Annotated in this window: 22 protein-coding genes, 1 pseudogene and 1 riboswitch; of the genes and pseudogenes, 2 read left to right on the top strand and 21 right to left on the bottom strand. The window is 50.9% G+C overall.

The window, feature by feature from the left end:
• Window position 1 precedes the first annotated feature (1 nt).
• Window positions 2-922, top strand: coding sequence for a BadF/BadG/BcrA/BcrD ATPase family protein (locus tag AC3G2T_RS15240; protein ID WP_488436023.1), 921 nt, complete (start codon window positions 2-4; stop codon window positions 920-922).
• Window positions 923-1979: 1057 nt separating this feature from the next.
• On the opposite strand, the gene AC3G2T_RS15235 is transcribed toward AC3G2T_RS15240, so the two are convergent.
• The 5 genes from AC3G2T_RS15235 to AC3G2T_RS15215 form a co-directional block, all read right to left on the bottom strand.
• Window positions 1980-2807 carry a carbohydrate ABC transporter permease gene (locus AC3G2T_RS15235; protein ID WP_488436022.1) on the bottom strand — a complete coding sequence of 276 codons (828 nt, stop codon included), beginning with the start codon at window positions 2805-2807 and terminating at the stop codon, window positions 1980-1982.
• Window positions 2808-2826: 19 nt separating this feature from the next.
• Entirely contained in the window at window positions 2827-3744 is a 918-nt protein-coding gene (locus AC3G2T_RS15230) for a carbohydrate ABC transporter permease (RefSeq protein ID WP_488436021.1), read from the bottom strand.
• Between the two features lie 69 nt (window positions 3745-3813).
• Window positions 3814-5208: an extracellular solute-binding protein gene (locus tag AC3G2T_RS15225; protein ID WP_488436020.1), complete on the bottom strand. Its 1395-nt coding sequence runs from the start codon at window positions 5206-5208 to the stop codon at window positions 3814-3816.
• Between the two features lie 140 nt (window positions 5209-5348).
• A complete protein-coding gene (locus tag AC3G2T_RS15220) occupies window positions 5349-6641 on the bottom strand; it encodes a glycoside hydrolase family 125 protein (protein ID WP_488436019.1) in 1293 nt (430 codons plus the stop codon).
• A 96-nt stretch (window positions 6642-6737) separates the two neighbouring features.
• Entirely contained in the window at window positions 6738-7865 is a 1128-nt protein-coding gene (locus AC3G2T_RS15215) for a GntR family transcriptional regulator (RefSeq protein WP_474684794.1), read from the bottom strand.
• 200 nt (window positions 7866-8065) lie between these two features.
• Between AC3G2T_RS15215 and AC3G2T_RS15210 the strand changes: the two are divergent.
• Window positions 8066-8179: pseudogene (locus AC3G2T_RS15210) on the top strand (zinc-binding dehydrogenase); the annotation flags it as partial.
• A gap of 84 nt (window positions 8180-8263) precedes the next feature.
• On the opposite strand, the gene AC3G2T_RS15205 reads toward AC3G2T_RS15210, so the two are convergent.
• The 16 genes from AC3G2T_RS15205 to AC3G2T_RS15130 form a co-directional block, all read right to left on the bottom strand.
• The gene (locus AC3G2T_RS15205) at window positions 8264-9061 is read right to left on the bottom strand and encodes a helix-turn-helix domain-containing protein (protein ID WP_488436018.1); all 798 of its coding nucleotides are present in this window, start codon (window positions 9059-9061) and stop codon (window positions 8264-8266) included.
• A 180-nt stretch (window positions 9062-9241) separates the two neighbouring features.
• Window positions 9242-10024 carry an inositol monophosphatase family protein gene (locus AC3G2T_RS15200; protein ID WP_488436017.1) on the bottom strand — a complete coding sequence of 261 codons (783 nt, stop codon included), beginning with the start codon at window positions 10022-10024 and terminating at the stop codon, window positions 9242-9244.
• A 768-nt stretch (window positions 10025-10792) separates the two neighbouring features.
• A complete protein-coding gene (locus tag AC3G2T_RS15195) occupies window positions 10793-11785 on the bottom strand; it encodes a PHP domain-containing protein (RefSeq protein ID WP_488436016.1) in 993 nt (330 codons plus the stop codon).
• A gap of 32 nt (window positions 11786-11817) precedes the next feature.
• Window positions 11818-12648, bottom strand: a complete 831-nt coding sequence (locus AC3G2T_RS15190; RefSeq protein WP_488436015.1) for an alkaline phosphatase family protein — start codon at window positions 12646-12648, stop codon at window positions 11818-11820.
• Window positions 12645-13463 (bottom strand): DeoR/GlpR family DNA-binding transcription regulator, encoded by an 819-nt coding sequence (locus AC3G2T_RS15185; protein ID WP_488436014.1) that lies wholly within the window; start codon window positions 13461-13463, stop codon window positions 12645-12647. Before AC3G2T_RS15185 ends, AC3G2T_RS15190 begins: the two co-directional genes overlap by 4 nt.
• Window positions 13464-13465: 2 nt before the next feature.
• Window positions 13466-14506, bottom strand: a complete 1041-nt coding sequence (locus AC3G2T_RS15180) for an ABC transporter ATP-binding protein (protein ID WP_488436013.1) — start codon at window positions 14504-14506, stop codon at window positions 13466-13468.
• A gap of 1 nt (window position 14507) precedes the next feature.
• The gene (locus tag AC3G2T_RS15175) at window positions 14508-15335 is read right to left on the bottom strand and encodes an ABC transporter permease (RefSeq protein WP_474684801.1); all 828 of its coding nucleotides are present in this window, start codon (window positions 15333-15335) and stop codon (window positions 14508-14510) included.
• The gene (locus AC3G2T_RS15170; RefSeq protein ID WP_474684802.1) at window positions 15332-16186 is read right to left on the bottom strand and encodes an ABC transporter permease; all 855 of its coding nucleotides are present in this window, start codon (window positions 16184-16186) and stop codon (window positions 15332-15334) included. Before AC3G2T_RS15170 ends, AC3G2T_RS15175 begins: the two co-directional genes overlap by 4 nt.
• A 103-nt stretch (window positions 16187-16289) precedes the next feature.
• Complete coding sequence (locus AC3G2T_RS15165; protein WP_488436012.1) at window positions 16290-17447, bottom strand: ABC transporter substrate-binding protein; 1158 nt, start codon at window positions 17445-17447, stop codon at window positions 16290-16292.
• Window positions 17448-17655: 208 nt separating this feature from the next.
• Window positions 17656-18474 carry a carbohydrate ABC transporter permease gene (locus AC3G2T_RS15160; RefSeq protein WP_474684804.1) on the bottom strand — a complete coding sequence of 273 codons (819 nt, stop codon included), beginning with the start codon at window positions 18472-18474 and terminating at the stop codon, window positions 17656-17658.
• The gene (locus AC3G2T_RS15155) at window positions 18475-19347 is read right to left on the bottom strand and encodes a carbohydrate ABC transporter permease (RefSeq protein ID WP_474684805.1); all 873 of its coding nucleotides are present in this window, start codon (window positions 19345-19347) and stop codon (window positions 18475-18477) included. It abuts the gene before it with no gap.
• 66 nt (window positions 19348-19413) lie between these two features.
• The gene (locus AC3G2T_RS15150) at window positions 19414-20760 is read right to left on the bottom strand and encodes an ABC transporter substrate-binding protein (protein WP_488436011.1); all 1347 of its coding nucleotides are present in this window, start codon (window positions 20758-20760) and stop codon (window positions 19414-19416) included.
• A 120-nt stretch (window positions 20761-20880) separates the two neighbouring features.
• Window positions 20881-22494 (bottom strand): response regulator, encoded by a 1614-nt coding sequence (locus AC3G2T_RS15145; RefSeq protein WP_488436010.1) that lies wholly within the window; start codon window positions 22492-22494, stop codon window positions 20881-20883.
• Window positions 22487-24256, bottom strand: coding sequence for a sensor histidine kinase (locus AC3G2T_RS15140; RefSeq protein WP_488436009.1), 1770 nt, complete (start codon window positions 24254-24256; stop codon window positions 22487-22489). The genes AC3G2T_RS15145 and AC3G2T_RS15140 overlap by 8 nt, the downstream gene beginning before the upstream one ends.
• Before the next feature lie 147 nt (window positions 24257-24403).
• Window positions 24404-24799, bottom strand: a complete 396-nt coding sequence (locus AC3G2T_RS15135; protein ID WP_488436008.1) for a hypothetical protein — start codon at window positions 24797-24799, stop codon at window positions 24404-24406.
• A 189-nt stretch (window positions 24800-24988) separates the two neighbouring features.
• A complete protein-coding gene (locus tag AC3G2T_RS15130; protein WP_488436007.1) occupies window positions 24989-25441 on the bottom strand; it encodes a hypothetical protein in 453 nt (150 codons plus the stop codon).
• Between the two features lie 116 nt (window positions 25442-25557).
• A riboswitch (cyclic di-AMP (ydaO/yuaA leader) is annotated at window positions 25558-25728 on the bottom strand.
• Between the last annotated feature and the right edge of the window lie 166 nt (window positions 25729-25894).

Here is a 25894-nt window from a genome sequence, read left to right as displayed (position 1 = left end):
AATGAAATACGTCATTGGGATTGACGGCGGCGGGACCAAAAGCCTCCTGCACATGATGGATTTGGCGGGAAATCCGCTGTTTGAGCTGCAAGGCGGACCGACCAATATGTATGCTACGAGCGTGCAGGCGGTTGAGCGGGAGCTGACCGAGCTGCTTGCCCGTACGGCGGAGGCTTCGGGGAGAAATATCGCCGATTGCGCCGCATTATGTCTGGGCAGCGCCGGCGTTGATCGGCCTGATGAAAAGCAGGTGCTCATCGATATATTCCGCAAATTGGGCGTAATGGGCCAGCTCACGATTACCCATGATGCCGAAACCGTTCTTGTAGCCGGGAGCGGCAAGCAAGAAGGGATCGTGCTCGTATCCGGGACGGGCTCGTTAGGATTCGCCTGCGATCTGGCCGGCCATCGCACCCGCACCGGCGGGTGGGGGCACTTGCTCGGAGATGAGGGCAGCGGCTATTACATCGGCATTAACGCCGTTAAAGCAGCCGTCCGCAGCCATGACGGCCGCGAAGCTCCGACTCTCCTGCTCCCGATGATTATGAAGGAGATCGGCATCGACCGTCCGGAGCAATTTCTGCAGTATGTGTACAAAACGGCGGAAAAGCCGCAAATTGCCGCTTTAGCCAAAGTCGTCTTGGCAGCCCACCTTGCGGGAGACCTTAGAGCCACGGCGATTTTGGACGATGCGGTAAACGAGCTTTATTTGATGGTGGGTACACTTGTTCGGGCGCTTCATTTTGAGGATCGCGACGTTACGATGGTCGCCAACGGCAGCATATTCACTCATATTGATTATATGTACGAGAAGCTAACAGAGCTTGTCCGCGTGGCTTACCCGCGGATAACGGTTGTCAAACCCGCCCGCAGCGCGGCATACGGGGCAGCGCTGAATGCTTTGCAATCCCTGGCGGATTAGAGAGCTCTAGCCGGAACGCGGCGGTCCCATACGTAGCGGCCAGGCCAACAAGACTTGACGGTTCCCGAATAAACAATTACCATTAATCTGGGAATTCCCGCTGCAACCCGCCCTTTCCAGACTGTCCGGGAAAGTCGCGACACTTTGTTTAGGGTTCGGCTCGGAGAACCAGAGAGGCCAACACGCGCCTCTCCTAGTGCAGGTCGTGGAACTGCGCAACTGGACAGGAGACGGTTTGGCAGGGAGAAAACCTGCGAAAGTGCAGGTTTTTTCTGCGAAATTGGCTTATTCGGTCGAAAAGCCTGCAAAAGTGCAGGAATTTTCGCTGAAAGTGAACCTGAGCCCGTGTCCCCGCTGAAAAGCCTGCACTTTTGCAGGAATTGTTCTTAACCAGCGATCAAGGACGCAAATTCATGTATTTTTGCAGGTTTTCTTGGCGCAGCCAGGCAGATTGTGGCTATCGCCTTCTACGCGGAGGTTTCTGGGCAGCCTGTATTATCACAAGTTTTCTTGGCACAGCCAGGCAGATTGTGGCTATCACCCTCTTACGCCGAGGTTTCTGGGCAGCCCATACTTTCGCAGGTTTTTCGGCTGTGAGTCTGTCCGACGAGCGACGTAGAAAGTGTCGATGCAGCGTTAGCGGCAGTATCCCCGGTATGCACAAAAGCAACTCCGCCCGCCAGACTCCTGGGCAATTGCTGTAGTCGGGGGATTTAGAACATACGCGGATCGGGGGATGGTTATGAAAACAGAACGGATCGTTGTGGTTGCCATGATCCTGAATGTAGTCTTTATATTGTTCGCTTTATTGGGGCAAAATTATATAACCTACGCTCCCGCAATAGGTTGGATAGGCGTATTGGTTGCATCGTTATTCATTTTGGTAACGTTCCTAATCCGAAGAAATCGAACATAACTTCCACCCCACTCTAGCGTAAATTCACATTAAAAAAGACGCCCTCATTCCCACTTGTACTGTGGTTTTGAAGGCGTCTTTGCGTTACGGTCGCCGTCCCCTTGCGGGACGGCCTTGCCGCGCATGCCAATGCAATGCCGATTACCCTTTGTTCGCGCCGCTCATCGTAAAGCCGGTGGACATGTACTTTTGCCCGATGACGTACAGCACGATTGCCGGGAACGTGTACAGTGTCGAGAACGCAGCCAGCTTGCCGTATTGCACCATGCCGTACTGGCCGAAAAATTGGAAAATGGTGACGGACGCCGGCAGTTTCTCCGGGCTTTGAATCAGTATGAACGGGACGAGAAAGTTGCCCCAACTGCTTGAAAAAGCCGAGATCAGCACAGTGAACAAGCCGGGCAGCATCAAAGGCATAATAATCCGGCCCAGCGCCTGCAAGCTGGACGCGCCGTCCACCCATGCGGACTCCTCCAGGTCGACCGGAATCGAGTCCATGAAATTTTTCATCATCCAGATCGAAAAAGGAAGCACGGAAGTAGCCTGGAATACTAACGTCCAAAATAGCGAATCCTGAAAATTAAAGTATACGAACAGCTGGTATACCGGCACCATTACGGCCGTAATCGGCAGCCCCGTACAAAACAGGATAACGTAAAGAAAAGTGCGTTTGCCGCTCATTTCATAGCGCGATAACGGATATGCAGCCAATGCCGATACGATCAGCACCAATATCGCCTGCCCCAGCGACAAATAAATACCGTTCAAAAACGACCGCTGGTTCCCGGAATCCCCCAATATCGAGCTGAAATTACTTAACGTAAAATGTTTGGGCACATGAACCGCCAGTGTGGCCTCGGCGTCGAAAGCCGCGAGCAGCAGCCACAGGAGCGGGACCGCAAATATGGCTCCGATCAGAATAAGAATGATATTCGGCAGCCAGCCGCTTAATTTGGAGCGTTTGGTCATCTCTCGTCTCTCCTCTCGCTCAAAGTTTTACTTTCAGCACGCGAATGTAAACAAAGCTGGCAACGATGCCGATCAACAAGAGCACCATGGATATCGCTGTGCCGTAGCCTAATTGGTAATTTTGGAACGCTTGATGATACATATAGAGCGGCATCGTTTCGCTCGCGGAGCCGGGTCCGCCGCCGGTCATCGCATAAATCAACGTGAATACGCCCAAAGTCGAGAGCGTGTTCAACACCATATTGGTAACTACCGAGCTTTTGATATGCGGTAGAATTATTTTCCAAATTCTTTGCCACGCCGTTGCGCCGTCCATAGATGCCGCTTCCAGCATGTCTTTCGAAACATCACCCAGCGCCGCTTGGTACATCAGCATCGAGAAGGCAGTGCCGTGCCAGATGTTCGCGATAACTACGCAAGTCATAGGAAATGTATACAGCCAGGTCACCGACTCCAGATGGAAATAATTGAGGACGATGTTGGCCGTGCCTTGATCATTAAAAAACGCAAACCATACGAATGCGCAAATGATTTCGGGAATGACCCAGCCCGCCACGACGATAGCGCCGATCAGGCTCCGCAAAAACTGCGGTCTTTCATTCATCAGCAAAGCGATAATAAAGCCAAGCACCTGCTGGCCGATCAGAGATGAGAAAACAAGAAAAACGATCGTGTTTTTAACGCTGGTGCGAAATGTGTCGTCTTGGAACATGGTGACGAAATTGTCAAAACCGATGAACTGCCCATGTGTGGAAGCTCCTGTCAACGTCTTGTCCGTAAAAGATAAATAAAACGTCATTGCAGAAGGAGTGAAGAAAAAGAATATGAGCAAAATCCACGCGGGCAGCAAAAACAACAAGCCCTTTATGTTGACGCCCGAGATCCATTTGCTGCTTGAAACGCCTTTTTTACCCGTATGCTGAGCACTGTATGACATGGTCTTACTCTCCAATCCATGGATGCGGGAACCGCCGCAGTTGATTACGGCGATTCCCTCCCCATCGCTTTATTTCTCTTCGATCTTGCTGTCGCCCACGATTTTCTTCACTTTGTTCGCGTATTGCTCCATCGCTTTCTCTGGTGTCAGCGATTTGCCGACGACTTTCTCTACCGCATCCTGAATTTCACTGGAAACTTGCGGATACTCAGGGTATGCCGGTCTTACGTGCGTAAAGGAGATGAATTCGGAAGCTTTTTTGAGCAGCAGCCCTGGCGTATTGGCGTATTCAGGGTCTTGAGCAACGTCGGTACGCGTCGCTACGCTGCCTTCGGTCATGGTCAGTTTTTTCATATTGTCGAAGTTGGTCGCCATTTGAATGAACTCCCAAGCCAAATCCTTGCTGGTCGAGTTCTTCGGAATCGAGAGCGCCCAACCGCCGGACATCGATACGTGTCCTGGAGCTTGACCGTTCTGCGTCGGCATCGCCGTGAACTCATACGTTTTGATGCCTTCCGGCCAAGGCTTGGAGCCTGTCGGCAGCCATGTCGCAGGAACCCAGTTGCCTTGCAGCACGATTCCCACTTTTTGGTTCGGCATCGTCTCGTTCTGGTTGATCGAATCCGCCTGTGCATTCAAAATTTTGGACAGGTCCGGGCCGAGCTTGTTGCTATAAATTTGATCGATGAAAGACAAGGAATCCTGGAAGCCTTTGCTTTTCACAACCCATTTGCCGGAGCTTTGATCGTAAAGCGTATCGTTCGTTCCGTACAGCAGCATCTCAAACGTTTGCATCGATGTGCCTTCGCCGGCCGCTTTGCTGGAGAACGCCCAGAAAGGCGTAACGTCAGGCGCTTTTTCCTTGATAGTTTTGGCGGCGGTCAAAATGTCATCCCATGTTTTCGGCTCCCATGGAACCGGAAGTCCGGCATTTTTGAAAATGTTTACGTTATAATACAGCCCGCGGGTATCCGTGTTGTAAGGAACGCCGTAAATTTTGCCCTCTTTGCCCGTTACCGCCGGGATAATCGATTTGTTGAAGTTCGGCCAATCTTTCCACGCTTTGACTTGATCGTCCAGAGACGTCAGGTAGCCTGCCGTGCTGTCGGAGTTGACCATGAAGGTGTCCTCTACAATGACATCCGGCGAGTTCTTATCGGTCGAAAGCATGAGCGGCAGCTTGGTGCCGTAGTCTTTGCCCTGAACCTCTTGCAGCGTTACGGTCACGCCCGGGTGGCTTTTTTCAAACTGGGTTTTCAGTTCGGGGAACCATACGGTAAGCGGGTGGCCTTCGTTCCATTTTGGATATACGATGGTCAGCTTTTTGCTTTCTGCGCCTTTCTGTGCCGCTGCCGTACCGGCCGGCTGTGCCGTATTATCTGTTTTTGCGCTGGAGCAAGCGGATAAAGACAAAGCAAGCAGAAGTCCTGCAGCTCCAATTTTCCACATTTTCGATGTGTTCATTCACGTACAACTCCTCTTTGTAATTTGTTTGCAGACCGTCCCTGATTCGTTGGGATATACCATGCAGATCTTCCGCACATCACCTCCCGCAGCATGTAAACTTCGCAATAAACCGCTTACATTATAGTCAAATTAGCCAGTTATAACTGGCTAACCTTACTATTGCGCTGTTCCAGCCATTTGACGACGAATTCGCCGAACAAGCTGTTTGCCCAGGCAAACCATGGCCGCGTAAATGTTTCCGGCTGGTCGGGATCAAAGCTCTCGTGCATATAGCCCGTGCCCGCCGTCGTTGCAACCAGCATGTCGATGATTGCATTGCGTTCGCTCAGCGAGTTTGTCGTGAGCCCCTGCACGATCAGGCCGATGTGCCATACATTGTTGCCCGGCGTATGCGGACTGCCGATCCCTTTGGCGTAGCTGCCTTCGAAATAGTACGGATTATCTTTGCTAAGAAGAAATGAACGCGTTCTCCGGTAGAGATCATCGTCAATAGGGCGATAGCCCAGATATGGAATGGAAAGCAAGCTCGGCACGTTCGCATCGTCCATAAGGTTATAATTTCCAAAACCGTCGGTTTCATATGCGTAAATCCGGCCATAGCTCGGGTGGTGATACACGCCGTAAGTTTCAATTCCGAATTCGATCTCCGATTTCAGCTTCGCAGCGTCAAGCGCCAGCGCCTCATCGTTATAAAATTGCTCCGCAAATTGCTTGATATGTCCAAGTATAACAACCGCGAACATATTCGCCGGGATCAAATACCCGAACTTGCAAGCGTCGTCGCTGGGACGAAACCCCGACCAGACCATGCCCGTATAATTGGACCTTGTCCCCTTGCCTTGAAAAGGAAGCGTGTCGGACGGAAGAATAATATCTTCCCTTTCGAACGAATACGGAGATTGCTCGTCATGATGCTGTTCGACTTTCATCGTATCGACAATTTTGCGCAGCATTTCATGAACTTCTTTTGTAAAGACAGTCGAATCTTCCGTGGCTGCCCAGTAATCCTGGCACAATTGCACCGGATAGCACAAGGAATCAAGCTCGAATTTCCTTTCCCAGATCCACGGGCCCATCTGCGTATCATCCGTCTGATGGCCGTTCCCGTTAGCTTCCTCGTTGAAAGCATTGGCATACGGATCGATGATCAGACATTGGGCCTGCCGCTGAATCAGACCTTTAACCGCTCTTTGCAGATCGGCGTCATGCTTGACCAGCGGCATGTATGGCCTTACTTGAGCCGATGAATCCCTCAGCCACATGGCAGGAATATCTCCCGTAAAAACGAACGTGGTCCCGTCGTCAAGCAGCTTTGTAGTCGTTTGCAAAGTATTCGGATAACACTGCTTGAACATAGGAGCGAGAACCGGATAAACTTCTGACAAATTAGCCGCGACGGAGTCGATATAACGCTGTAATGTCTCGTACATACTTCAGAATTCCCTTCACAAAACATATGATGTTAATATATCTTTTATGGATTTAATATATCAACAACATATCATTATGTCAATATATTAGAGAATTCATGTTGCAAAAATATATTCAACCATGTTCAGCAGCGGCGGCTGGATACCGCTCCATTGATCGACCAGCAGGTCCACGGCCTGGATCCCCATCTCTTCCTCATTTTGTTTCACATGGATGAACGGCGGTTTGGCCATAACGGAATCCGGGGAGTCGAAGCAGACAATTTCGAACGGCTTGTCGTTGGAGGCGGAGGCGTGAACGGAGCGAAGCTCCTGGTCCAAAATGACGGCCAGATTATATTCACAGGCCACGAATCCGGTAACTTCCGCATGCCGCTCCGCGAAATGGCGGATCAGCTTTTGATCGGCGGCCATATTTTCCCGGGTCAAGGACCTTGGCAGCGTACTGGAAAAATCGGTCAGCAGCAGCTCGGCTTTAAACGTCTGCCCATGCGCCGCCAGCGCGTTCTGGAAGCCTTGAATCCGCTCCTCGATCGTCGTCGTATTTTCCGGAGGCGTAGAAATAAAAGCAACATGCTCGTGGCCCTGCTCCAGCAAAAAGCTCGTCAATTCAAACGACGCTTTCTTATTGTCCGTACAGACCGAACAGGCGGCAATCCCTTTCAGATAGCGGTCGATCAATACGATCGGGAAGCCGTCCAGCACGAGACGCACCAATTCTTCGTTGTAGTGCTCGCCATGGACCGGAAATACAATCAGCCCGTCCACGCCCAGCTTGGTCAGGAAACGAATGGCTTTTTGCTCCTCTTCCCGCTCGTCATTGGTCAGTCTTACAATCAAGCCGAAACCTAACTCCGAACAACGCTCTTCGATAGCCCGAAATAACTTCAATCCGTAGGATTCTCCAATATCGGGAAGAATAACCCCAATTAATTTTTCTTCCAGGGGCTTGTCCTGCGGGGAGACCGCGTCTTTAGCATGACCCGCAAGTTGAGGCAGCTGGGCCGGCTGCCGGTGGCTCACGAAAGAGCCCTTGCCGCGCACTCTCTCTACGACTCCGGCGTTCGCCAGCATTTCCAGCGCTTTCTTCGAAGTTATTCTGCTGACTTTAAACTGCTCGGACAGTTCCTTTTCCGAAGGGACGCGATCCCCTGGCCGCAATATTTTATTGTGAATTTGATTAAACACATAGTTATATATTTGTTCGTATAACGGGCCTTCCATGATATAGCCTCCCATGACTTGATATATCAACTATATTATAACTCAGGTGAGTTAGCAAGATAGCGGTTTTTCAACTCGATGTTTATGCGCTGCGGGAGCCCGTTTTCAGACAAAAAAAACAGCCTTCTCCGCAATGAGTGCGAATACGAGCTGTTTTTGTATCGTTCAATTGTGCCGGGAAGGGGAATCATGAACCATCCGGACGGTTAACCCCCCGGATCGAAGTGGAGGCGCCGTGGACCGATATTGGAGCCGTCGCCCGCAGTCTGATCGAGCGGAAGTTCTCCGGAAAAGCCGTACTCCGAATAAGCTGATTCGGTTCCGGAACATCTGCGAACAACACCGGAATGATCTGGCAGCTTCCCGCGGAATTTATTGTTCCGCATTTCCGCCCAGGCTTATCGATTGCTGCTTTGGGCAATGCGACTGAGGAAATTATTCATCAACAGGGGCAGGGAGATCAGAATCGGCGGGTCGTCCAAGCGAGGCAAATAGAGAGTAACTTGTTGATGCGGAACCGTGGAATAGGGTCTGACTATGACAGGTTCCCTGGAACGGGTGCGCAGCGTCGTGTGCGGGAGCAAAAAATCCATAGCCTTCATCTTCCAGCAAACCGACGTAGCCATCAAATAATAAATGCCTGGCTTCACATTATTAAAGCAAAAGTCTCCCAAAGAAGACAGCAGCGTTCCGTGTATGGGCAGCCCCTCGGGAATCGGCTTGGCGAACAAGCCGATCAAAACGACGCCCTCAAAAGGGATCTCCGCCCGGACGGTCCCTTCAATCCTGCCGTATGGGTTGGTAACAGGAAGCGGCGCAAGCCAACTACCAAGCTGCTGCAAGGAACGGAAATGGTTGTCGGCCTGCAGCCTTGAGTTCCGAAAGTGCGAAGGCGTCACGCCTACCCGTTCGGTAAACCGGGTGGTGAAAGTCCCCAGGCTCTGCTGGCCGATCTCCAAGCCGATATCGCGAATGCTCAAATTCGTATGCAGCAATAAGTCTTTGGCCTTCTGCAGCCGGAGTGCGGACACGTAATAGAGAGGCGAAAGACCCATTCTTTCTTTAAAAATACGCGTGAAATGGTAAGGGCTATAGGATACATGACCGGCCAGACGGGAAAGCGGAAGCGGTTCATAAATATGCCGGTGAATATAGGCGATCACTTCGTCGATTTCTGAGTTCCTGACAATTGCCATTCTACCCTTCCTTCCACTTATTTTATATACGGCTTTCAGTCGAACAGGAGGCTTAACAAACATCAAACAGAACGTTTGTTCGTATTTATTCTATCACATATTTCTTCTTTTGGGAATGGCTGTTTTATATTAAAAAACCCGCCCTGGATCATCAAGGATCAAGGCGGGTTATCGCTTGCGCTATTTTAAAACGGAAACCATTTGCGCATGGATTGCCGGGGTCGAAGCCATCACTCCGCCATGATGCGTCCAGGCAATCTCATTGCCTTCCAAATCCGAAAACTTGCACCCGAGTTCCTCCAGGATCACTCTGGAAGCGGCATAGTCCCAGGCGTTTACCTTGTACTGCAAATATGCCCCAAGTTTCCCCATGGCAATATCGCAAAGCTCAATCGTGGTCGCACCGAAAACCCGGATCCCTCTCGATTTAGCCACAAGCTTCAAATAAGGCCCCCACTGATCGACTTTATCCGCTTGGCTCCAGGGAAGCGTGATGGCAAGAAGTTCATTTTCGAGCCGTGTTTCCTGCGAAAGCGGCTGTAGCATCGTATCGTTCAAATATGCGCCCTCGCCCTTAAACGAACGGAACAGACGATCCCCGGCCACATCGTATACAATTCCGAAGACCCCGGCGGAAGTGCTGCAAAAGGCCACTGAAATGGCAAAATCCTCCTGCCGGTTAACCATATTGGTTGTGCCGTCAATAGGATCTATAATCCAGATGTACTCCCCTTCCGAGGACGTATTGCCGATGTTCTCTTCCCCCATAATCATATGGTCCGGGTAATGCGTTTTGATTTTTTCCACAAAAAATCGTTCCACTTCCCTGTCGACAACGGTCACCAAATCCGAATGGCTTAATTTTGTTTGAACGGTCAAGCCGTTTTTCATAAGTTCTTTAATGATTTGTGCCGCTTCCGCTACCCAACTTAAGGCGTTCGTGTAAGCTTGCTGCTCCAACATACTGCACATCTCCCTTAACGAAAAAATTCACTTAAAATAAGTAATAATTTTATCTATTATTTGGTATAAATTTACCAAAATTAATCCGTTTCGTCAATATTTTCGTGCTGAAGCGGCGAAAGACGAAACAGGAGCTCCGGCTCGCTTGCCGGGCCCCCATATCGCAGGCTGCCCACCACCACCCCGCGGTTCAGAGGCCGATAGCACCAATCTGCCCGGCTGCACTGTGGTCGACCGACCGCCGTCATGCAGCGCAACACCGCGCGCTGGGAGCTGCGCGCAGTGCGAAAAGAAAAAAACCTGCAAAAATACATGAATTTGCGTCCTAAATCGCTGGCCACAAACAATTCCTGCAAAAGTGCAGGCTTTTCGCCGAACAGATGGGCCCAGATTCACTTTCAGCGAAAATTCCTGCACTTTTGCAGGCTTTTCGCCAAAACAAGCCGATTTCATAGAAAAAACCTGCACTTTCGCAGGTTTTCTCCCCTTCCAAGCTGCCTCCTGCCCAGCCGCGCGGTTTCCACGACCTACACCGGGAGAGGCGCGCACCCAGAAAAGGCAGCTGTCTCACGACTTTCTCGGGCAGCCTGACAATCGCAGATTTTTCGCCGCAACGAACTACTTTCGCGGAAAAAGCCCGTAGACCTGCTGCTTATTTTCATTCTGTGGGGTGATGTTCGCGGCATCATGAGAGTTTCCCGTCCGCATCCTGAACGCCCGCGCCAAACAAAGGAATCCCCCCATCGCGGGATAACCCTTCCCCTCCGATCAAGAGATCGGCAGCATCACGCGCCGGCGCTTCCTATACACGGCGATCTCCCGGTACCCCGTATCTATCGCCAGCTTCAGTGCATCGTCCAAATGCATGCCGATATCATCGGGAAAATGAGCGTCCGACGACAGCGTAATCGGCACCTGCTGCTCGTACAGCGCTTGCAAAAACGACGGGCTGGGACACATTTCCTTGACGGGGTAACGGTACAGCAAGCCTGTGTTGATCTCGGAACCGATGCCGGCGGCGCTAAGCGCGGAGGCTATTTCTCTGTATGCCGGGAGCAGCCCCGCTTCGTCCGGCCGGTAGCCGAACACTTTTAAATTGTCCAAGTGGGCGATAAAATCGAACATTCCGCTGGCAATCGCCAGCTTGACGGTGTCAAAGTGCCGCTTATACAAGCTTTCCAAATCGGCGGTTTGAAACCGATCCTGCACCTCCGGGTTGTCGAAGCCCCAGCCGTCCAGCATGTGCACGGAGCCGATGACGTAGTCGAGGTCTAAAGGAGCCAGCAGCGCCCGGAGCTGGTCCTCTCCCCCGATGAAAAAGTCGGCCTCCACGCCGATCGACAAATCCTCCTCGCGCTCGGCCGCTTTGCGCATCGCCTTCATGTAGGTCTCGATCGAATAAGCGCTGACCTGATCCAGCCATTTTCGCTGCAGCCGGCCGAGCGGCGTGTCATCCAAAAGCATGAACTGCTCGTAATAGCTTTTGCATTCAACAAAGCGGTACAAATGATCGACCACGCCGAAGCGCTGAATGCCCCGTTCGCGGCCCTTTTGCAAATAACGCTGAATCCAGTCCTCGTGAAAGCAGCCCTGCTCCATTCTCGTTTGCAGCATTTGAAAAACGCGCTCCATCCAATCCCGCGTATGCGCATCCCCGATTGTATCACCGCTTGCGGTGTTGACGAGCGCCCGTCCCGTACGCTGCAGCCATTGCAGAGAATAAGGCCCTTCCTCCAGATGAAAATGAAAATCTACCTTCACAGACGTACCTCCTGAGAAATTTCATGCAAAACTCACAGCATAATCGTATGTTTAAAAGCCGGGATTTCCGATTCCGTCATGCCTTCCCCAAGCGGAAGGGAGAGCAGTCTGCATACCATCGGAGCTACAGCCAGCTGCGGAATGACTTCCTCGTAATAGCCCGGTGTGAAAGAAGAGCCGATGAGATAAAAAGGAACTTCCCTCTCCGCTGCGCCCGTGCCGCCATGGCTGCCGTCCGCATTCATGCCGTGGTCCGAAGTGACAATAATTTCGTAATCCATTTCGATCCAAAATGGCAGCAATGAAGCCAGAATACTGTCGACTTCAATCGCTTTGTCGCGGTACGCTTTGGACTCCCCGCCGTGCTTGTGCCCGGTGTCATCGATGCCCATCGGATGGATGTACAAAAAGTGAGGGTCATGATTGCGCCGTAAAATTTCGGCATCGGCAAACAAATGCGAATCCGGGTAAGCATCGTCAAAATAAAATGTGCCGTGCTGAATCGGCTTACTGAGATCATGCTGCTGACGGTCTTCAATCCGGTCGAACGGCGACCGGTTGTACAGCTCGCTGACCCAATAGTAAGCCGCCGCAGCTGTAGTCAGGCCCTGCTCGGCCGCCAGATGGAAAATGCTCCGTCTGTTGGACAGACGCACGATATGGTTGGCGGTAATTCCGTTCACAGAGCTGGGAGTTCCCGTCAGCAGCACTTCATACAGCGGCCGCGATAAGCTGGGCAGCTCGGACTTTACTTTATGGCAAGCCGCTTTGGACGCCTCGACCAGATGGTTCAAGTAGCCCATGGAAGCGCGGGCCGTATCATAGCGCAATCCGTCCAATACGATCATGATCACTTTGCTCATTTTATTTCACCTCTGTCCTCTGTATTCGTCGAACAGGCATCGATCCAAAGCACTCCGCAGCGGTCGATCTCCCGCCTCCACTCATCCGGAACCCCGGTGCTCGAAATAATAATATCGACCTGCTCAAGCGGTATGACATGGGCAAATGTCGTTATGCCCTGCTTGGAATGATCGGCCAGCACGATGACTTCCTGCGCCGCCGCGGCAAAAGCGCGCGACACCGCCGCCTCGTTGAAATCGTAATCGGTAATTCCGTCCTGGAGCGAAATGCCTCCGACCGAAAGAAAAGCTTGATCCACATGGAATTGCGCCATCATTTGCTCGCACAGCGTGCCGAAGATCGACCATTGCTCCGGATTCGCTTCGCCGCCCAGCATGATCACCCGTCCGCCGAACACGCCCCGGCTGATCGATTCCAGCAAGGCCGATGCGACCGGAATCGAATTCGTCAAAATCGTCAGCCGCTTCTTGCCCTGGATGGCCTGGGCCATCTCCAGCGTCGTGGTCCCAACGTCGATGACGATCGTGCTGCCGTCCTGGATCAGCTCGGCCGCACGCACGCCAATCGCTTTTTTCTCTTCGGGATGGATGCTTTGGCGGAGCGTGTAAGGCGCTTCATCGTTCAAAAAAGTCGGCTTAATGGCGCCGCCGTACACCCGCTTCAGCTTGCCTTCCTTCTCCAGCACGAGCAAATCGCGGCGAATCGTTTCCGGCGACACCTCCAAATGATCGGAGAGCGGAATCACCATCACTTTGCCGTCTTTTTGCAGCCGTTCCATAATGACCTGTTTTCTCTCTTCAGCTAATACGGACAATATTATGCACCACCATCATCGAGTACTTTGCAGGCTTCGCGGGGAATCCAAAGCTTGACTTCACCGCTGGCTTCCAGCTCCGGCCGCTCGTCGCCATTCAAAAGATCGACGTTCAACGCCAGATCCCCAACGTGTACATGAAAGCGCAGCACATTGCCGAGCACAATGACTTCCTCGATGCGGCCGACGGCCTCGAAGCCTTCGCCTGCGGGCCAGCCCGGCTCGGCATCTTGGCGCGCCAGGCGGATCGCTTCCGGGCGGATGGCGAAGCAGCCGCCCCGCCTGTCCCGATTGCCCGTCAAGCGCTCCAGCTCCTGCGCGCTCAACACGTTGTAGCTGCCGATAAAACGGGCAACAAACTCATTGCGCGGATTCGTGTAGATTTCCTCCGGCGTTCCCATCTGCACGATCTGCCCTTGATGCATCACGCAGACCCGGTCCGAAATGATCAGCGCTTCTTCCTGATCGTGCGTGACGAAAATCGTCGTCATGCCCAGACTTTTTTGAATGCGGCGCAGCTCGATGCGCAGAGATTTGCGGATTTTGGCATCGAGCGCGCTGAGCGGCTCGTCCATGAGCATCAGCTTCGGCCGCACGGCCAGCGACCGGGCCAGCGCGACCCGCTGCTGCTGGCCTCCGGACAATTCGTGAGGATACGATTTCATTTTATCCTCAAGACCTACGAGACGCAGCATCTCCTGCACCCGGCCCGCGATGTCGGCCTTGCCGAGCCGCTGCATTTGCAGCCCGAAAGCGACATTATCGCCGACATGCAGATTGGGGAACAAGCCGTAGGACTGGAACACCATACCGACCCCGCGGTCCTTGGGCAGGCGGTTGGTGATCGGCTTGTCTTCAAGATAAATCTCGCCTTCCTCAAACGAAGCGAGCCCCGAGATGCAGCGTAGCAGCGTGCTTTTGCCGCATCCGCTCGGCCCCAATAGCGTCACCAGTTCCCCTTTTTCCACGCGCAGATTCAGCTCCCGAAGCACAGAAGAGGCTCCGAATCTCTTCGATACGTTCTCAATATGCAAATAGCTCATGCTAGGCTCCTTTCTTGGCTGTTTCCCATTCCACGGGATTTCCTCTGCCGAGCAGCCGCTTGCTGAGGCCGAGCAGCAATCCCGACAGCAGCAAAATAAACACGAAATAAGCAATCACAATGGCGCTCGCCAAATGGCCGCTTTCGCTGAGCCGCCGGTATAAGTAAATTTGGATCGTTTCAAAATGACCGCCGACCAGCAAATTGGTCAGCACGAACTCCCCGAACAGCACGGAGATGGAGAGCAGCGTCGAAACGAGAATACCCGGCAAAATGTTCGGGACAATGATGCGGCGGAAGGCGGTCATTTTGCTTGCGCCCAGCAGCTCTGCAGCCTCCATCAGCTCGGGAGCGTTGACCGTCCGGATGCTGTTGCGGATGCCCTGGTACATATAGGGCAGAATCGCCACGAAATAGGCGGCAATCAAAATGCCGACCGTACCGGAAATCGCCAAAGGCCCGGACGAGTACAGCTTGATCAAGCCGACTGCGGCTACAACGCCCGGAATCGCGTACGGAATCAGCGCAGTCAGATTCAGCCAGCGTTCCCATTTGGGAAAGTACATCGTCACTACGAAAATGGTCGGCAGCATGACGAGCACGCTAACCGCCACGCTGATCAAGCAAACATACAGCGTCCGTCCGAGCGCGTCGGCAAAGCGGGCATCGCGGAACAGCTCACCGAACCAGCGCAGCGTCCATGATTCCGGCAAAATTGTCGTCTGCCAGTTGCCGGCGATTGAATAAAGCAGGGTAGCCAGCAAAGGAATCAACAAATAAACCATGGCAAGCAAAATAATGACGCGGGGAATGGCACGATTGCGCTTCACTGTAAATCCCTCCTCACCCTGCGCATCAAGCGCTCGTTGATCCACATCGCCAGCACCATCGTGCCGCCGAGCAGCACGGCCAGCGCGCAGCCAAGCTGCGGACGCGTCACGACATTGCCCGCCACAAGAGAGCCGATGCGGATCGCGAGCAAATTGTAATTCCCGCCGACCAGCGCATAAGCCGTTGCGTAAGCCCCCATCGAATTGGCGAAAAGAATCGTGAACGTCCCGGCGATGCCGGGGAGCAGCACGGGCAGCGCAATTCGCCGGGCAAACTGCCACATGCCCGCGCCCAGCAAGGAAGCGGCTTCCCACCACTGCTCACGCATGCCGTAGAAGGTCGGATACAGCAGCAGCGCGCCGAGCGGCACCTGAAAATACACATAGACAAAGGCGAGCCCTGTCCACGTATACAGATCGAAGCCGGCAAACAAGGACCAGCCCCACGTTTTGAACAAAATCGTGAGAACGCCGTTGTTGCCGAGCAAAATAATATAAGCAAAGGCCAGCGGCAAACCTGCAAAGTTCGAGGTCATGTTGGAAATCATCAGCACGAAATTTCGCGTCCGCTCCGACGTCCGGGTAATCGCATAGGCAAGGAGCAGGGACGCTATGATGCCTGCCAAACTGGAATACAGCGAAATCAGCAGGCTGTTGCGAATCGCTTTTAAGTAGAAAGGATTTGTCAGCGAAGTGATATACTGCTGCAGTGTAAACTGATCACCGTTGTCCGACAAAAAGCTGTTGATCACCAGCACAGCCGCAGGCAGCAGCTCAAATCCGACGATCAGGATCACAAAAGGCAGAAGCACGGTAAGTAATAAAAGCTTCGAAGGCACTCTGTTTTTCATCGTTTACCCCTCAGAGTTTTCATTGGAAAACTTGCAGCTCATGCATTCGCTTAGTAAAACAGTTACCTTCCCCGAGAAGAAGGTAACTGTCCGCTATTTCGTACTAATTGAGGTTAACCAAAACTTTTTCCTGCCATAATTGCGGGAGGGTTTTCGAAGTAGCGTCCCAAGTCTTGAAATCCTTGATCGGCTTGGCGTTCTTGTACTGCTCGGTAGGAATCAGCTTGCCGGCTACGTCCGCAGGGAGCTTGACATCGTCGCGGATCGGTCTGGCGAAGCCTTTGGCCAGGTTGATTTGTCCTGCATCGCTCAAAATGTATTCTCTTGTCAATTTAGCGGCATTCGGATGCGGAGCGTATTTGTTGATGATCGTCGCGTAGGCGCCGATGACGCTGCCTTCTTTGGGAATAGCCACATCATAATCGGCAGGGTTCAACTGTTGACGGTAGCCCAGTGCGTTGAAATCCCACACCAAAGCGACTTCGATTTCACCTTTTTCAAAATTAGCCACTTTTACGTCAGATAAAGAAATCCGCTTTTGCTTGGACAGCTTTTCAAAGAAATCGATGCCCGGTTGAATGTTTTTCTCGTCTCCGCCGAAAGCGATCGCTGCCGCCAGAATCGCATTTTGCGCCTGGGACGCTTTGGCAACGTCGCCGATAGCTACTTTGTAAGTTCCTTTGGCAATATCGTCAAAGCTTTTCGGAGGGTTTTTCACCAGTTTGGTATTCGTGATGATGGCGATCGTACCTTGGTAGCCGACCACCCAATGTCCGTCTTTATCTTTCGCCCAATCGGGGATTTTGTCCCAAGTTGTCGGTTTGTAAGGCTGCGTCACATTTTTCTCAACGGCAACGGATGTAAAAGCCATCCCTACATCGCCGATATCGGCCGTAGGCTTGTCCTTCTCGGCTTCGAACTTGGCGATTTCCTCGGCGCTCGACATGTCGGTATCGGTATGTTTCAGGCTGTATTTGCTCGTGATATCGTTCCACGTATCTTTCCAATCCGCCCAATCATCCGGCATGCCTACACTGACGATGGCACCTTCTTGTTTCGCTTTGTTTTGCAGGTCGTCCAGCGATACCGTTTCATTTGCTTTCGGGCTGCTGCTCGCAGGCGCCTGGCTTGCAGCCGGAGCTTTGCTTTCTGCGGGGGCCGCCCCCGTTTTTGCCGCCTCTTTCGCCCCGCAAGCGGCCAAACTGCCCGCCAAAGTGACGATTGCAAGAAGCGAAGCGGTTCTTGTCCAAATCTTATGCATGTTTCTTCCTCCCTATAGTCATGTTATTTGTTGTTTGATCCTGTTGTTTCTTTTCTGATTCAACTATAAGACGGAAATGTTTGTCGTGTTTCAACTGGGTGTTGAGAGCTTGTAAATTTTAGCGCAGCAAAAAAAGGGCCGGACGAATGTTTCGTTCGTCTGCCCTTTCGGTCTTGAAATAACATTTGCATCTCCAGCTTGTAACCGTTTAGCTTTTCACGGCGCCGCTCGTTAAACCGGAAATCACATACTTTTGCAAAAACACGTATACGACCAAAACCGGCAAAGATACGAGCACCAGATCGGCAAATACCAAGTTCCAGTTCGCCGAATGCGCTCCGAAAAACAGAAAAGTGGTCATAACCAGATTGTACTTGGACTGCGAGTTAAGAAAGTAGACGGAAGTGCTGAAATCGTTCCATACCGCCAGGAATTGAATGACGATATTCGTCACGGTAACGGGCGTCAGCAGCGGATAAATAATGCGGAAAAACAAGGTGTAGGGTCCGCACCCGTCCAATAAAGCGGATTCGTCGATTTCTCTTGGAATCGTTTTGAAAAAACCGCTGTATAAGAAAACACCTACCGGGAAATTAAGAGCGACGCAAACCAGGATCATCGCTTCCAATCCGCCCGTCAGATGCAGCTTTTTCGCAAGAATGTAGGTAGGCACGATAAACTGCGGAATGACCAGGCCGAATACGATAATCAGGTTGATCAGTTCCGTTATTTTCGATTTCTTGCGCTGAATCACATACCCGGCCATGGCCGAGAACACGACCAGCAGCGTGACGGAAACGATAGTAATAATCAGGCTGTTTTTAAAAGCATTGCCGATCTTGGCTTCCCGAATGACGGTGGCGAAATTATCAAAATGAATCGCCGATGGCAGCGACAGCCCCATCAGCGAGGCTTGCGTCTGGTCTTTCAATGAATTGACGAGCAGCATGTAAAAGGGGATTAGAACCAGCAGCCCGATGATCAAAGCTGCAAATTCGGATACGTTTCTGCCGAGTTTCCGCTCCATCTAAAGCTCCACCTCCCTCTTCCTGAGCACGTAATACGTGGACACGGATACAAGCGCTACCAACACTGCCAGCACAACACTTCCGGCGCTGGACTCGCCGAGCCTTGAGGCGCCGTAGGATTTGTAAATCCACGTATTGATGACTTCGGTTGTCGTTCCCGGTCCTCCGCCCGTAGTCGCTGAAATCATATCGAACACTTTCAAACCGCCTATCAGATTCAAAATGAGAATGTTATTGAAGGCCGGCATAACTAACGGCAGCGTAATGTGAACGAACTTTTGACCGGATGTAGCCCCTGCGATCTCTGCAGCTTCGTAATAATCCTTCGAAATCGTCTGCAAGCCGGACAAAATGATGACCATATTGAATCCCGTCCATTTCCAGATCTCCACCGCCGAAGCAGCGTACAGCGCAATCTTGGGATCGTGCAGCCAATCGTGCGCGAGCGCCCCTAGCCCGATTTCATTCAAAAATTTATTGAGAATCCCTGTTTCGGGATGCAGAATAGCGACGAAAATCAAGCCGACGGCAACGTTGCTGAGAATGGCCGGGGAATAAAAAACAGTCCGCAAAAACCCTCTGCTTTTCAGCTCCCGGTTCAGAAAAACGGCCAACAAAAGGCCCAGCGCCACTTTACTCACCGTTGTTACCGCTGTGAAAATGACCGTATTGCCGACAATATGTTTGAGGCTGGGATTGGAAAAAAACGATGCAAAATTGTCCAACCCGATCCAGCGCGCGTGGAATCCGTCCCAGTCCGTGAAGGAATAATATACCCCTTGCAGCGTGGGAATGACGAAAAACACGAAAAAGATAAGGCATCCCGGAATCAACATCGTGAGCGGGTAGCTTTTTTTCAGGCTGCTGCTCATTTCTCCACCTTCTTTATTTGCAAGGAGCCGGTCTCAAGAAAGAACCGGCTCCCCGTCCTTATTTCTTTATTTTTTCCAATTCGGGTCGTTTTTCGCTTTCGCGCTTTTGGCTGTAGCGTCGTCCATATTTTTCAAAATTTGATCCGGCGTTTTGCCGCCGAGGAAATAGTCCAAAATGTCGGCATTCTGATCGCCAAAATCATACAAGTTCAAATTCCCCCAGAAGCTGTCCCCGTTGCCGGCGTCGATGATTTTCTTAAGATCCACCTGCGCGGGCAAAATGCTGGCCGTAACACCCTTCTGATACGTAATCCCGCCTTGCGCGTCAAAAAACTTTTGCTGCGTCGGCACTGAGGTGAAGTAATCGATGAACTTTTTCAGCAGCTCTTTATCCTTGAATTGATCGGTCACCGATAAATTAAAAGGAACGAACAAACTCGTTTTCTTATCTTCGTCGAAAGGTACCCGGAAAGCGCCGATATCTTTGGCCTGGTCCGGGAATTTCTTCTTGATTTCATCCATAATCCAGGTCGCATTAATCGTCATCGCAGCGGTTCCATCGACTAGCGCTTTTTGCGAGCCGTCATACGTATCGGCCAAATAATTTTTTTGAATATAGCCTTTATCCAGCAGCTCTTTGTGCTTGACCAACGCATCCTTGACCAGCGGAAAATCGGCATAATGCGCCTGATTCGCATTGATTTTGGCAAAAACGTCCGTCAGTGGCTTATTCTCCCGCAACCAGCCTTCGTGATCGAAAATATTGACCGTCCACGTATCTTTGGCAGGCAAATAAATCGGCGTAATGCCGGCAGCTTTAATTTTCTCGCACGCGGCCAGGAAGTCCTGATACGTTTGCGGTACGGCAATGTTCAGCTTTTCAAAAACTTTCTTATTATAGAAAATGCCTGAAACGTTAATGCTGTCAAAAGGGATTCCGTATACTTTGCCTTGATACGTGAACTGCGGCGCGCTCATGATCGAATCGGGGATATTTTTGGTCCAATCGCCGCCGATTTCCTGAAAATGGTCCAAACCGCCCATGTTTCCATTCAGCCAGTTGACTCCGTAATTGGAGATCAACATAGGCAGTTCGCCGGCAGCGGCTCTCGCCTTGTATAAATCCTCGCCCTGTTTGCCGCCGGCCACCTTCTCGATATTGAGCTTGAATCCGAGCTGATCGGCATGGTCGTTCACATCTTTCTCAATCGCTTGTATTCCCGGTTTGTACCAGTCGGTGAACATCAACAGCGAAATCTCCTTCACTTTCTTCGAAGCTTCGGCCGTTGCTTTGCTCTGACCCGCCGTGCCGGCCGGCGAGCTGCTGCCGCCGCTGGGAGCCGCATTGTTTCCACAAGCGGAAAGCGATGCAGCCAGTGAAAGAACGATCAGGCTTCCTGCAATCTTTTTCATGATATTGCCCCTCCTTCATGTATAAGAACGTTATTTCTAAAAACAACTATACGACAGCCGCACGCGGAAAAAATTATGATATCTTCCGATTCGCTACGATATTTTCCGATTCAGGCATCGTTACTCGCTATCTCTGACATTCACGAACTCTTTGGGCGTGATGCCCAGCTTTTTTTTGAACACGTGCAGGAAGTAGTTGTAATTGCTGAATCCGCACTGTTCCGGGATATCCTTCAGCTCGGTTTTGCCGCCCTTCAGCAGCTGTTTCGCTTTCTCCACCCGCAAATCGTTCAGGTAATCGACGAACCCGACGCCGACCTCCTCTTTAAACTGCGAGCTTAAATAGTTGCTGCTAATACCGATCGATTCGGCGACGCCGGCTAGAGATAAAGCTTCGTGATAGTGCTGGTTCATATGTCGAACCGCCTTTTGGATATGAAAAGAGTACTGCTCTTCGGTGCTCAAATGCAGCCGCAGCAGCAGTTCGCGGAATAAGCCGGTAATCCATTCCCGGATTTCCTGCAACGTTTCCAATTGGGCCAGCACCTCGTGCGGCACTTCATTATTTTTGTAAATCGCCCGGACATCAAGCGAATTTTCTTTATATTGGCGGCTGACGATGCCCAGCAGTTCGTTGAACATCATTTTGGAGCTGGCAAGACTCGCTTGATTCCGCTTAACTTGCGTGAAAATGTTGTCCAACACGCGCATCGTTTGTTCTTCGTCGATCCGTTTTATGCTGGCGATCAGTTCTTTTTCGTCCTCAATCGCCAGGCCCGTCATGGCATGCTCGCCGCTTACGGGACGAAAGCTTTTGACGATGCTGTTTTTCCCCATAAAAAATTTCCCCTGCAAAGATTGCGCCGCCGCTTCATAGCTGCCGGCCACTTGCCCTAAATCGGCGCACAAGCTTCCGATGCTGAAGCTCGCGGAAACTTTGACGAATTTTTTCAAGCAGATGCTCGTGCGGTTCAAAATTTCGGTCAACGCATGGTCAACGGCATGGCGGCTTCGCACAGTAACGAAAGAGAGCAGCATAATAAACCTGCCGCCCGCGATATGAGAGACGACCCCGTTCCCGTGGTCGCCAAATATTTCTTCCACTATGTTGACGATGGCGAATCTCAGAATGGATTCTTCTTTTAACCCCCGCTTGGCCACGATACCGTGGAAATCGTCGACCTCCATCACAATCGGCACCAGGTTCGCAGTGCCAAGATTCAATTGGAGCGCCTTCATATGATCGCGGATTTCATCGTTATCGTGATAATAGCCGCTCAGCAGTTGGATGATGAACTTTTCACGAAGCGCATACAGTTGGTCTGCCCGCGGCCTTTCCAATTGCAGCGGACTGCGCCGGCGAATGCGTTCCTTGGCCCGCTCCAGCGTCTCCAGCAAGGTTTCTTTATTCAGACGATGCTTCAGCAAATAGTCCATTGCGCCGTTGCGCAGCGTCTCCCGCACAAGGTCGAAGTCGTCGTAGCTGCTGAGCATAATCAGCACCGTGTCCGGCCACCTTCTATGAACGACGCCCGATAATTCAATACCGTCCATATGCGGCATCCGAATGTCCGAAATGATCATATCCGCCTTTTGCCGCTCCATAAAGGCCACCGCCTCCGCACCGTTAGGCGCTTCGCCGCAAATCGTCAAGCCGTGCTGTTCCCAATTGATCATAAATTTCAAATGGGTGCGGGGCAGCAATTCATCGTCCACAATCAGGATGTTAAACATATCGCTCCATCTCCTCGTTGGTAATGACAGGTAAGGTGACCTCGACAATGGTGTAGAGGTTACGTTCGCTAACGATGCTTACGCCGTAATCGTCCCCAAAGTTGGTCTTAATTCTGGAGATGACGTTCCGGATGCCTACATGGCCTGCGGAATTGCCGTTCGCAACGATGTCTTCTATCGTGTTCTCCCCGATGCCTGCGCCGTTATCCTGAATTTTAAAAACAAGCTTCTTGCCTTCCGCGTATCCTTTGATGAGAATGGCTCCCATGTCCTTCTTGGGTCCAATGCCATGGATCAGGCAATTTTCTATGAACGGCTGCAGCAGCAATTTGGGGATCAAATAAGGCTTCACACTCTCGCTGATGGAAAAGCTGTAGGTGAACTTGTTGCTGTACTTGTACTCTTGAATATTTAAATAGCTCTTCAGGTACTCGATTTCTTCCTCAATCGTGATGAACACCTTGTCCTGCATGTTGATGTGCATCAATCTCGATAAAGACTCGGCCACATCGTGAATGTTATCGGCCCCTTGGTAAATGGACAAATATTTGATCGTATTCAGCGTATTATATAAAAAGTGAGGGTTGATTTGCGCCTGCAATGCGCGCATCTCCGCTTTGCGCTTATCCTGCTCGCGCTGTTTCGTATCCTGGATCAAATCTTTGATCCGATGCACCATGGAGTTGAATTGCCGGGACAACTGGCCGATCTCATCGTTCGAATCGATCTCCAATTGCACATCCAGATGGTTGCCGTCAATTTGTTTGATTGCGCGGTTCAATCTCAGAATCGGTCTGGTCAAATAGGAGGACGCCACCGTGGAAACCAGCAGGGCGATCAGGCAAAATGCCATGGAAAGCAGCAGCGAGCTGTTTCTCGTTTTACTGAATTCCTCGAGCAAAATCTTTTTCGGAACGATGCCGATCAGCATCCAATTCGTCGTAGGCGAATAACGGTATACGATCAAATTATCCTCATGACCGATCTGGCTGTAGAAGCTGCCCTCGTTTCCCTGCATGCCGCCGATCATAGCGCTGATATCCGGATCGGGCATCTTCTCCTTCTGCGAATTGTAGACGATCTCGTTCGAACTGCGGTCGGCGATCAAAATGTTCACCTTGTTCAGGTTGCTTGCGAACATGTCGCGCAGCAAATCGCTTTTGATATCGGCGATCACGAACCCGATCACGCTGTCTTGATATTTAATGGGACGGGCGATCGAAGCCACTCTATCGTCCCGGTAAGGCGTAATATAAGGATTATCCGAATTATAATGGGGAGGAATGAACACAGACGCCCCTTCGTCATTGATCAATCGGGGATACCAGCTCTGCTTGGTAAGGAATTCCCAGGAAATTGTATTTCCGTTCGAAAACGTCCTTCCGTTTAAATTGGCAATCATAATATCGTTCAAATAATGCTTGTATGTGAACAAATTGACCAAATAATCGTCAATTTTCCTGTTTTCTTGCAAATAGGAAAGTCCTGTCGATTCCTCTCTTTTCGACAAAATGGCGACAATATCGCTTTCTGTCGATGTAATCGACACCAGCGCATAAATATCTTTGAGAGCCACTTCCAGATTGTTGCCGGAAACCCTCAACATGTCGTTGATGTAGTTGCCCGCCGACTCCCGGGTATCCTCCGAAGTCCGGTAATTCCAGAAATAAATGATAAGCAGATTGAATGAAATCATCAAAATCAGGTTGACAAACAAAATCTTGTATTTGACACTGTTGAACGTATGCGGCTTTATTCTCATCAAATGTCCCCCCTCTCCTGAAATTGTATCTGCTGGTTCACTATTCAGCAATAACTTTAGGGAATTGTCGGCGGACCCCGAGGACGAGCCCGTCACACTGCCGCTGTTCGTCATCCAGTAAGGCGACGAATTGTAAATTTTACCGTGCTAATCGAGTAAAAATGAAACGTTGCCTGCCCTTGAATAAATGACATGATCGGCGCCAAGCCCTTTGTAAATAAGCCTGGCATAGTCGCGTTCGGTAATGACATAGACCGCTTTTGAAGTCCATTTGCGGGTGATTTGAAGATAGCGGCAGCATAAAGGCAAACTATTTTCAAACAAAAAGATTTTACCTATCGGATATTCGGGAGCGACCCAAGTCTCATGTTCGACCGTATCCACAATCATGATATGATTCACACCAAGCTTGGAAAAGCGCTGCTGGTCCTGTCTATTGTTCGTTACAACCGCACAAGGCAGCCCTTTAAACTTTAAATGACGAATAAATTGCTCGCCGGCTTTCGTAGGAGCTGCAACCAATATAAACTCCGATTCATTCATTTCTTACTCCTCCATGTCATTGCGGCTAATCATAAGCCCAATTTTTAACACGTGGTACTGCCCTTTCTCGGCTTTCCCCACGGTCACATTGAGATCTTAATACGGAACGCTGTAAAAAGGAGGTAAAAGAATCCGGGTCCATGCATTAAAAAAACGTAAAAAATGATTAAAATTCCCCACACATCTGCCCTAAAAAGAGACATATGCCTCTGAACGGTCAAATAAATAAGCATGATCCCCTAAGAAACCCGATTCATTGCCGCCGGCAGATGAGTGTCTCAGCTTTTCATCCAAATCGTTGAATGCCGATTCGATTAATTGCGTTCTGGCAAGACCCCACTGCTCCTTATTCCGCTGAATGTAATGCAGTCCATCTTCGAGAGTTAGACCTTTGATCCTCTGGAAAACACTTACCCACTGTACGAGATCACCTTTCACAGCGCAGCTTGGCATGATGAATTCTCCGATACCGTACACTGCACCGCCTGTTGAAATCGCCAGGATACCGCAATGATAGTCAGTTCCATGTCCGGGCATCAGCTTGTCCGTTAGCTCGGAATTAAATCGAAAATATTCGATCCTGACAATTTTACAATTTTTTGTGCGTTCTTCTTGCAGTGCTGTCATGGGTTCAGGATACATTTACAGTCACTCTCCTCAATGTGTGGAAAAAAAGCAAAAAGAAGCCTGAGAGCAGAGAAATTCTACTCTCGGGCTTCTTTTCAACGTAAAGAAACGAACTGCTGAAAGCACGATCGAAGGTCTCTCTCAATACGCTTACGAGGTTAGCTGTCGGATTCGGGCTTGAGAGTGCCCTACTGCGGCAAGCAAACGCCTGCTTTAGATTCACCCCGCAAAACCGCCCCCTGTTCGGATCGGTTTCTGGTGGTTCCCCCGCTCCCCTTTCAGGGACTCAGCGATTTGATTTATGATGTGAAGTTGTTGAATCAAATGGTACCCCTAATTACCGTTTATGTAAAATAAGAATACGGGGCTTTATTTTGTTTTTTTGATGATTTTCCCAAGTGAAAGCGTAATCAAATATAAATTTCGATCATTATCGTTCCATTTTCTTTGGAATGCTTTTGCCGGTGA

Source organism: Paenibacillus sp. sgz302191 (assembly GCF_057749925.1).
Note: the sequence above shows the minus strand (reverse complement) of the source record. Positions and strands in the feature narration are given on the sequence as shown.

What these genes read in the sequence shown, in the direction of transcription:
- AC3G2T_RS15240 (WP_488436023.1), top strand. Translation starts at nt 2, where the DNA reads ATGAAATACGTCATTGGGATTGACGGCGGCGGGACCAAAAGCCTCCTG.
- AC3G2T_RS15235 (WP_488436022.1), bottom strand. Translation starts at nt 2,807, where the DNA reads ATGACCAAACGCTCCAAATTAAGCGGCTGGCTGCCGAATATCATTCTT.
- AC3G2T_RS15230 (WP_488436021.1), bottom strand. Translation starts at nt 3,744, where the DNA reads ATGTCATACAGTGCTCAGCATACGGGTAAAAAAGGCGTTTCAAGCAGC.
- AC3G2T_RS15225 (WP_488436020.1), bottom strand. Translation starts at nt 5,208, where the DNA reads ATGAACACATCGAAAATGTGGAAAATTGGAGCTGCAGGACTTCTGCTT.
- AC3G2T_RS15220 (WP_488436019.1), bottom strand. Translation starts at nt 6,641, where the DNA reads ATGTACGAGACATTACAGCGTTATATCGACTCCGTCGCGGCTAATTTG.
- AC3G2T_RS15215 (WP_474684794.1), bottom strand. Translation starts at nt 7,865, where the DNA reads ATGGAAGGCCCGTTATACGAACAAATATATAACTATGTGTTTAATCAA.
- AC3G2T_RS15205 (WP_488436018.1), bottom strand. Translation starts at nt 9,061, where the DNA reads ATGGCAATTGTCAGGAACTCAGAAATCGACGAAGTGATCGCCTATATT.
- AC3G2T_RS15200 (WP_488436017.1), bottom strand. Translation starts at nt 10,024, where the DNA reads ATGTTGGAGCAGCAAGCTTACACGAACGCCTTAAGTTGGGTAGCGGAA.
- AC3G2T_RS15190 (WP_488436015.1), bottom strand. Translation starts at nt 12,648, where the DNA reads ATGAGCAAAGTGATCATGATCGTATTGGACGGATTGCGCTATGATACG.
- AC3G2T_RS15180 (WP_488436013.1), bottom strand. Translation starts at nt 14,506, where the DNA reads ATGAGCTATTTGCATATTGAGAACGTATCGAAGAGATTCGGAGCCTCT.
- AC3G2T_RS15170 (WP_474684802.1), bottom strand. Translation starts at nt 16,186, where the DNA reads ATGAAAAACAGAGTGCCTTCGAAGCTTTTATTACTTACCGTGCTTCTG.
- AC3G2T_RS15165 (WP_488436012.1), bottom strand. Translation starts at nt 17,447, where the DNA reads ATGCATAAGATTTGGACAAGAACCGCTTCGCTTCTTGCAATCGTCACT.
- AC3G2T_RS15160 (WP_474684804.1), bottom strand. Translation starts at nt 18,474, where the DNA reads ATGGAGCGGAAACTCGGCAGAAACGTATCCGAATTTGCAGCTTTGATC.
- AC3G2T_RS15155 (WP_474684805.1), bottom strand. Translation starts at nt 19,347, where the DNA reads ATGAGCAGCAGCCTGAAAAAAAGCTACCCGCTCACGATGTTGATTCCG.
- AC3G2T_RS15150 (WP_488436011.1), bottom strand. Translation starts at nt 20,760, where the DNA reads ATGAAAAAGATTGCAGGAAGCCTGATCGTTCTTTCACTGGCTGCATCG.
- AC3G2T_RS15145 (WP_488436010.1), bottom strand. Translation starts at nt 22,494, where the DNA reads ATGTTTAACATCCTGATTGTGGACGATGAATTGCTGCCCCGCACCCAT.
- AC3G2T_RS15140 (WP_488436009.1), bottom strand. Translation starts at nt 24,256, where the DNA reads ATGAGAATAAAGCCGCATACGTTCAACAGTGTCAAATACAAGATTTTG.
- AC3G2T_RS15135 (WP_488436008.1), bottom strand. Translation starts at nt 24,799, where the DNA reads ATGAATGAATCGGAGTTTATATTGGTTGCAGCTCCTACGAAAGCCGGC.
- AC3G2T_RS15130 (WP_488436007.1), bottom strand. Translation starts at nt 25,441, where the DNA reads ATGTATCCTGAACCCATGACAGCACTGCAAGAAGAACGCACAAAAAAT.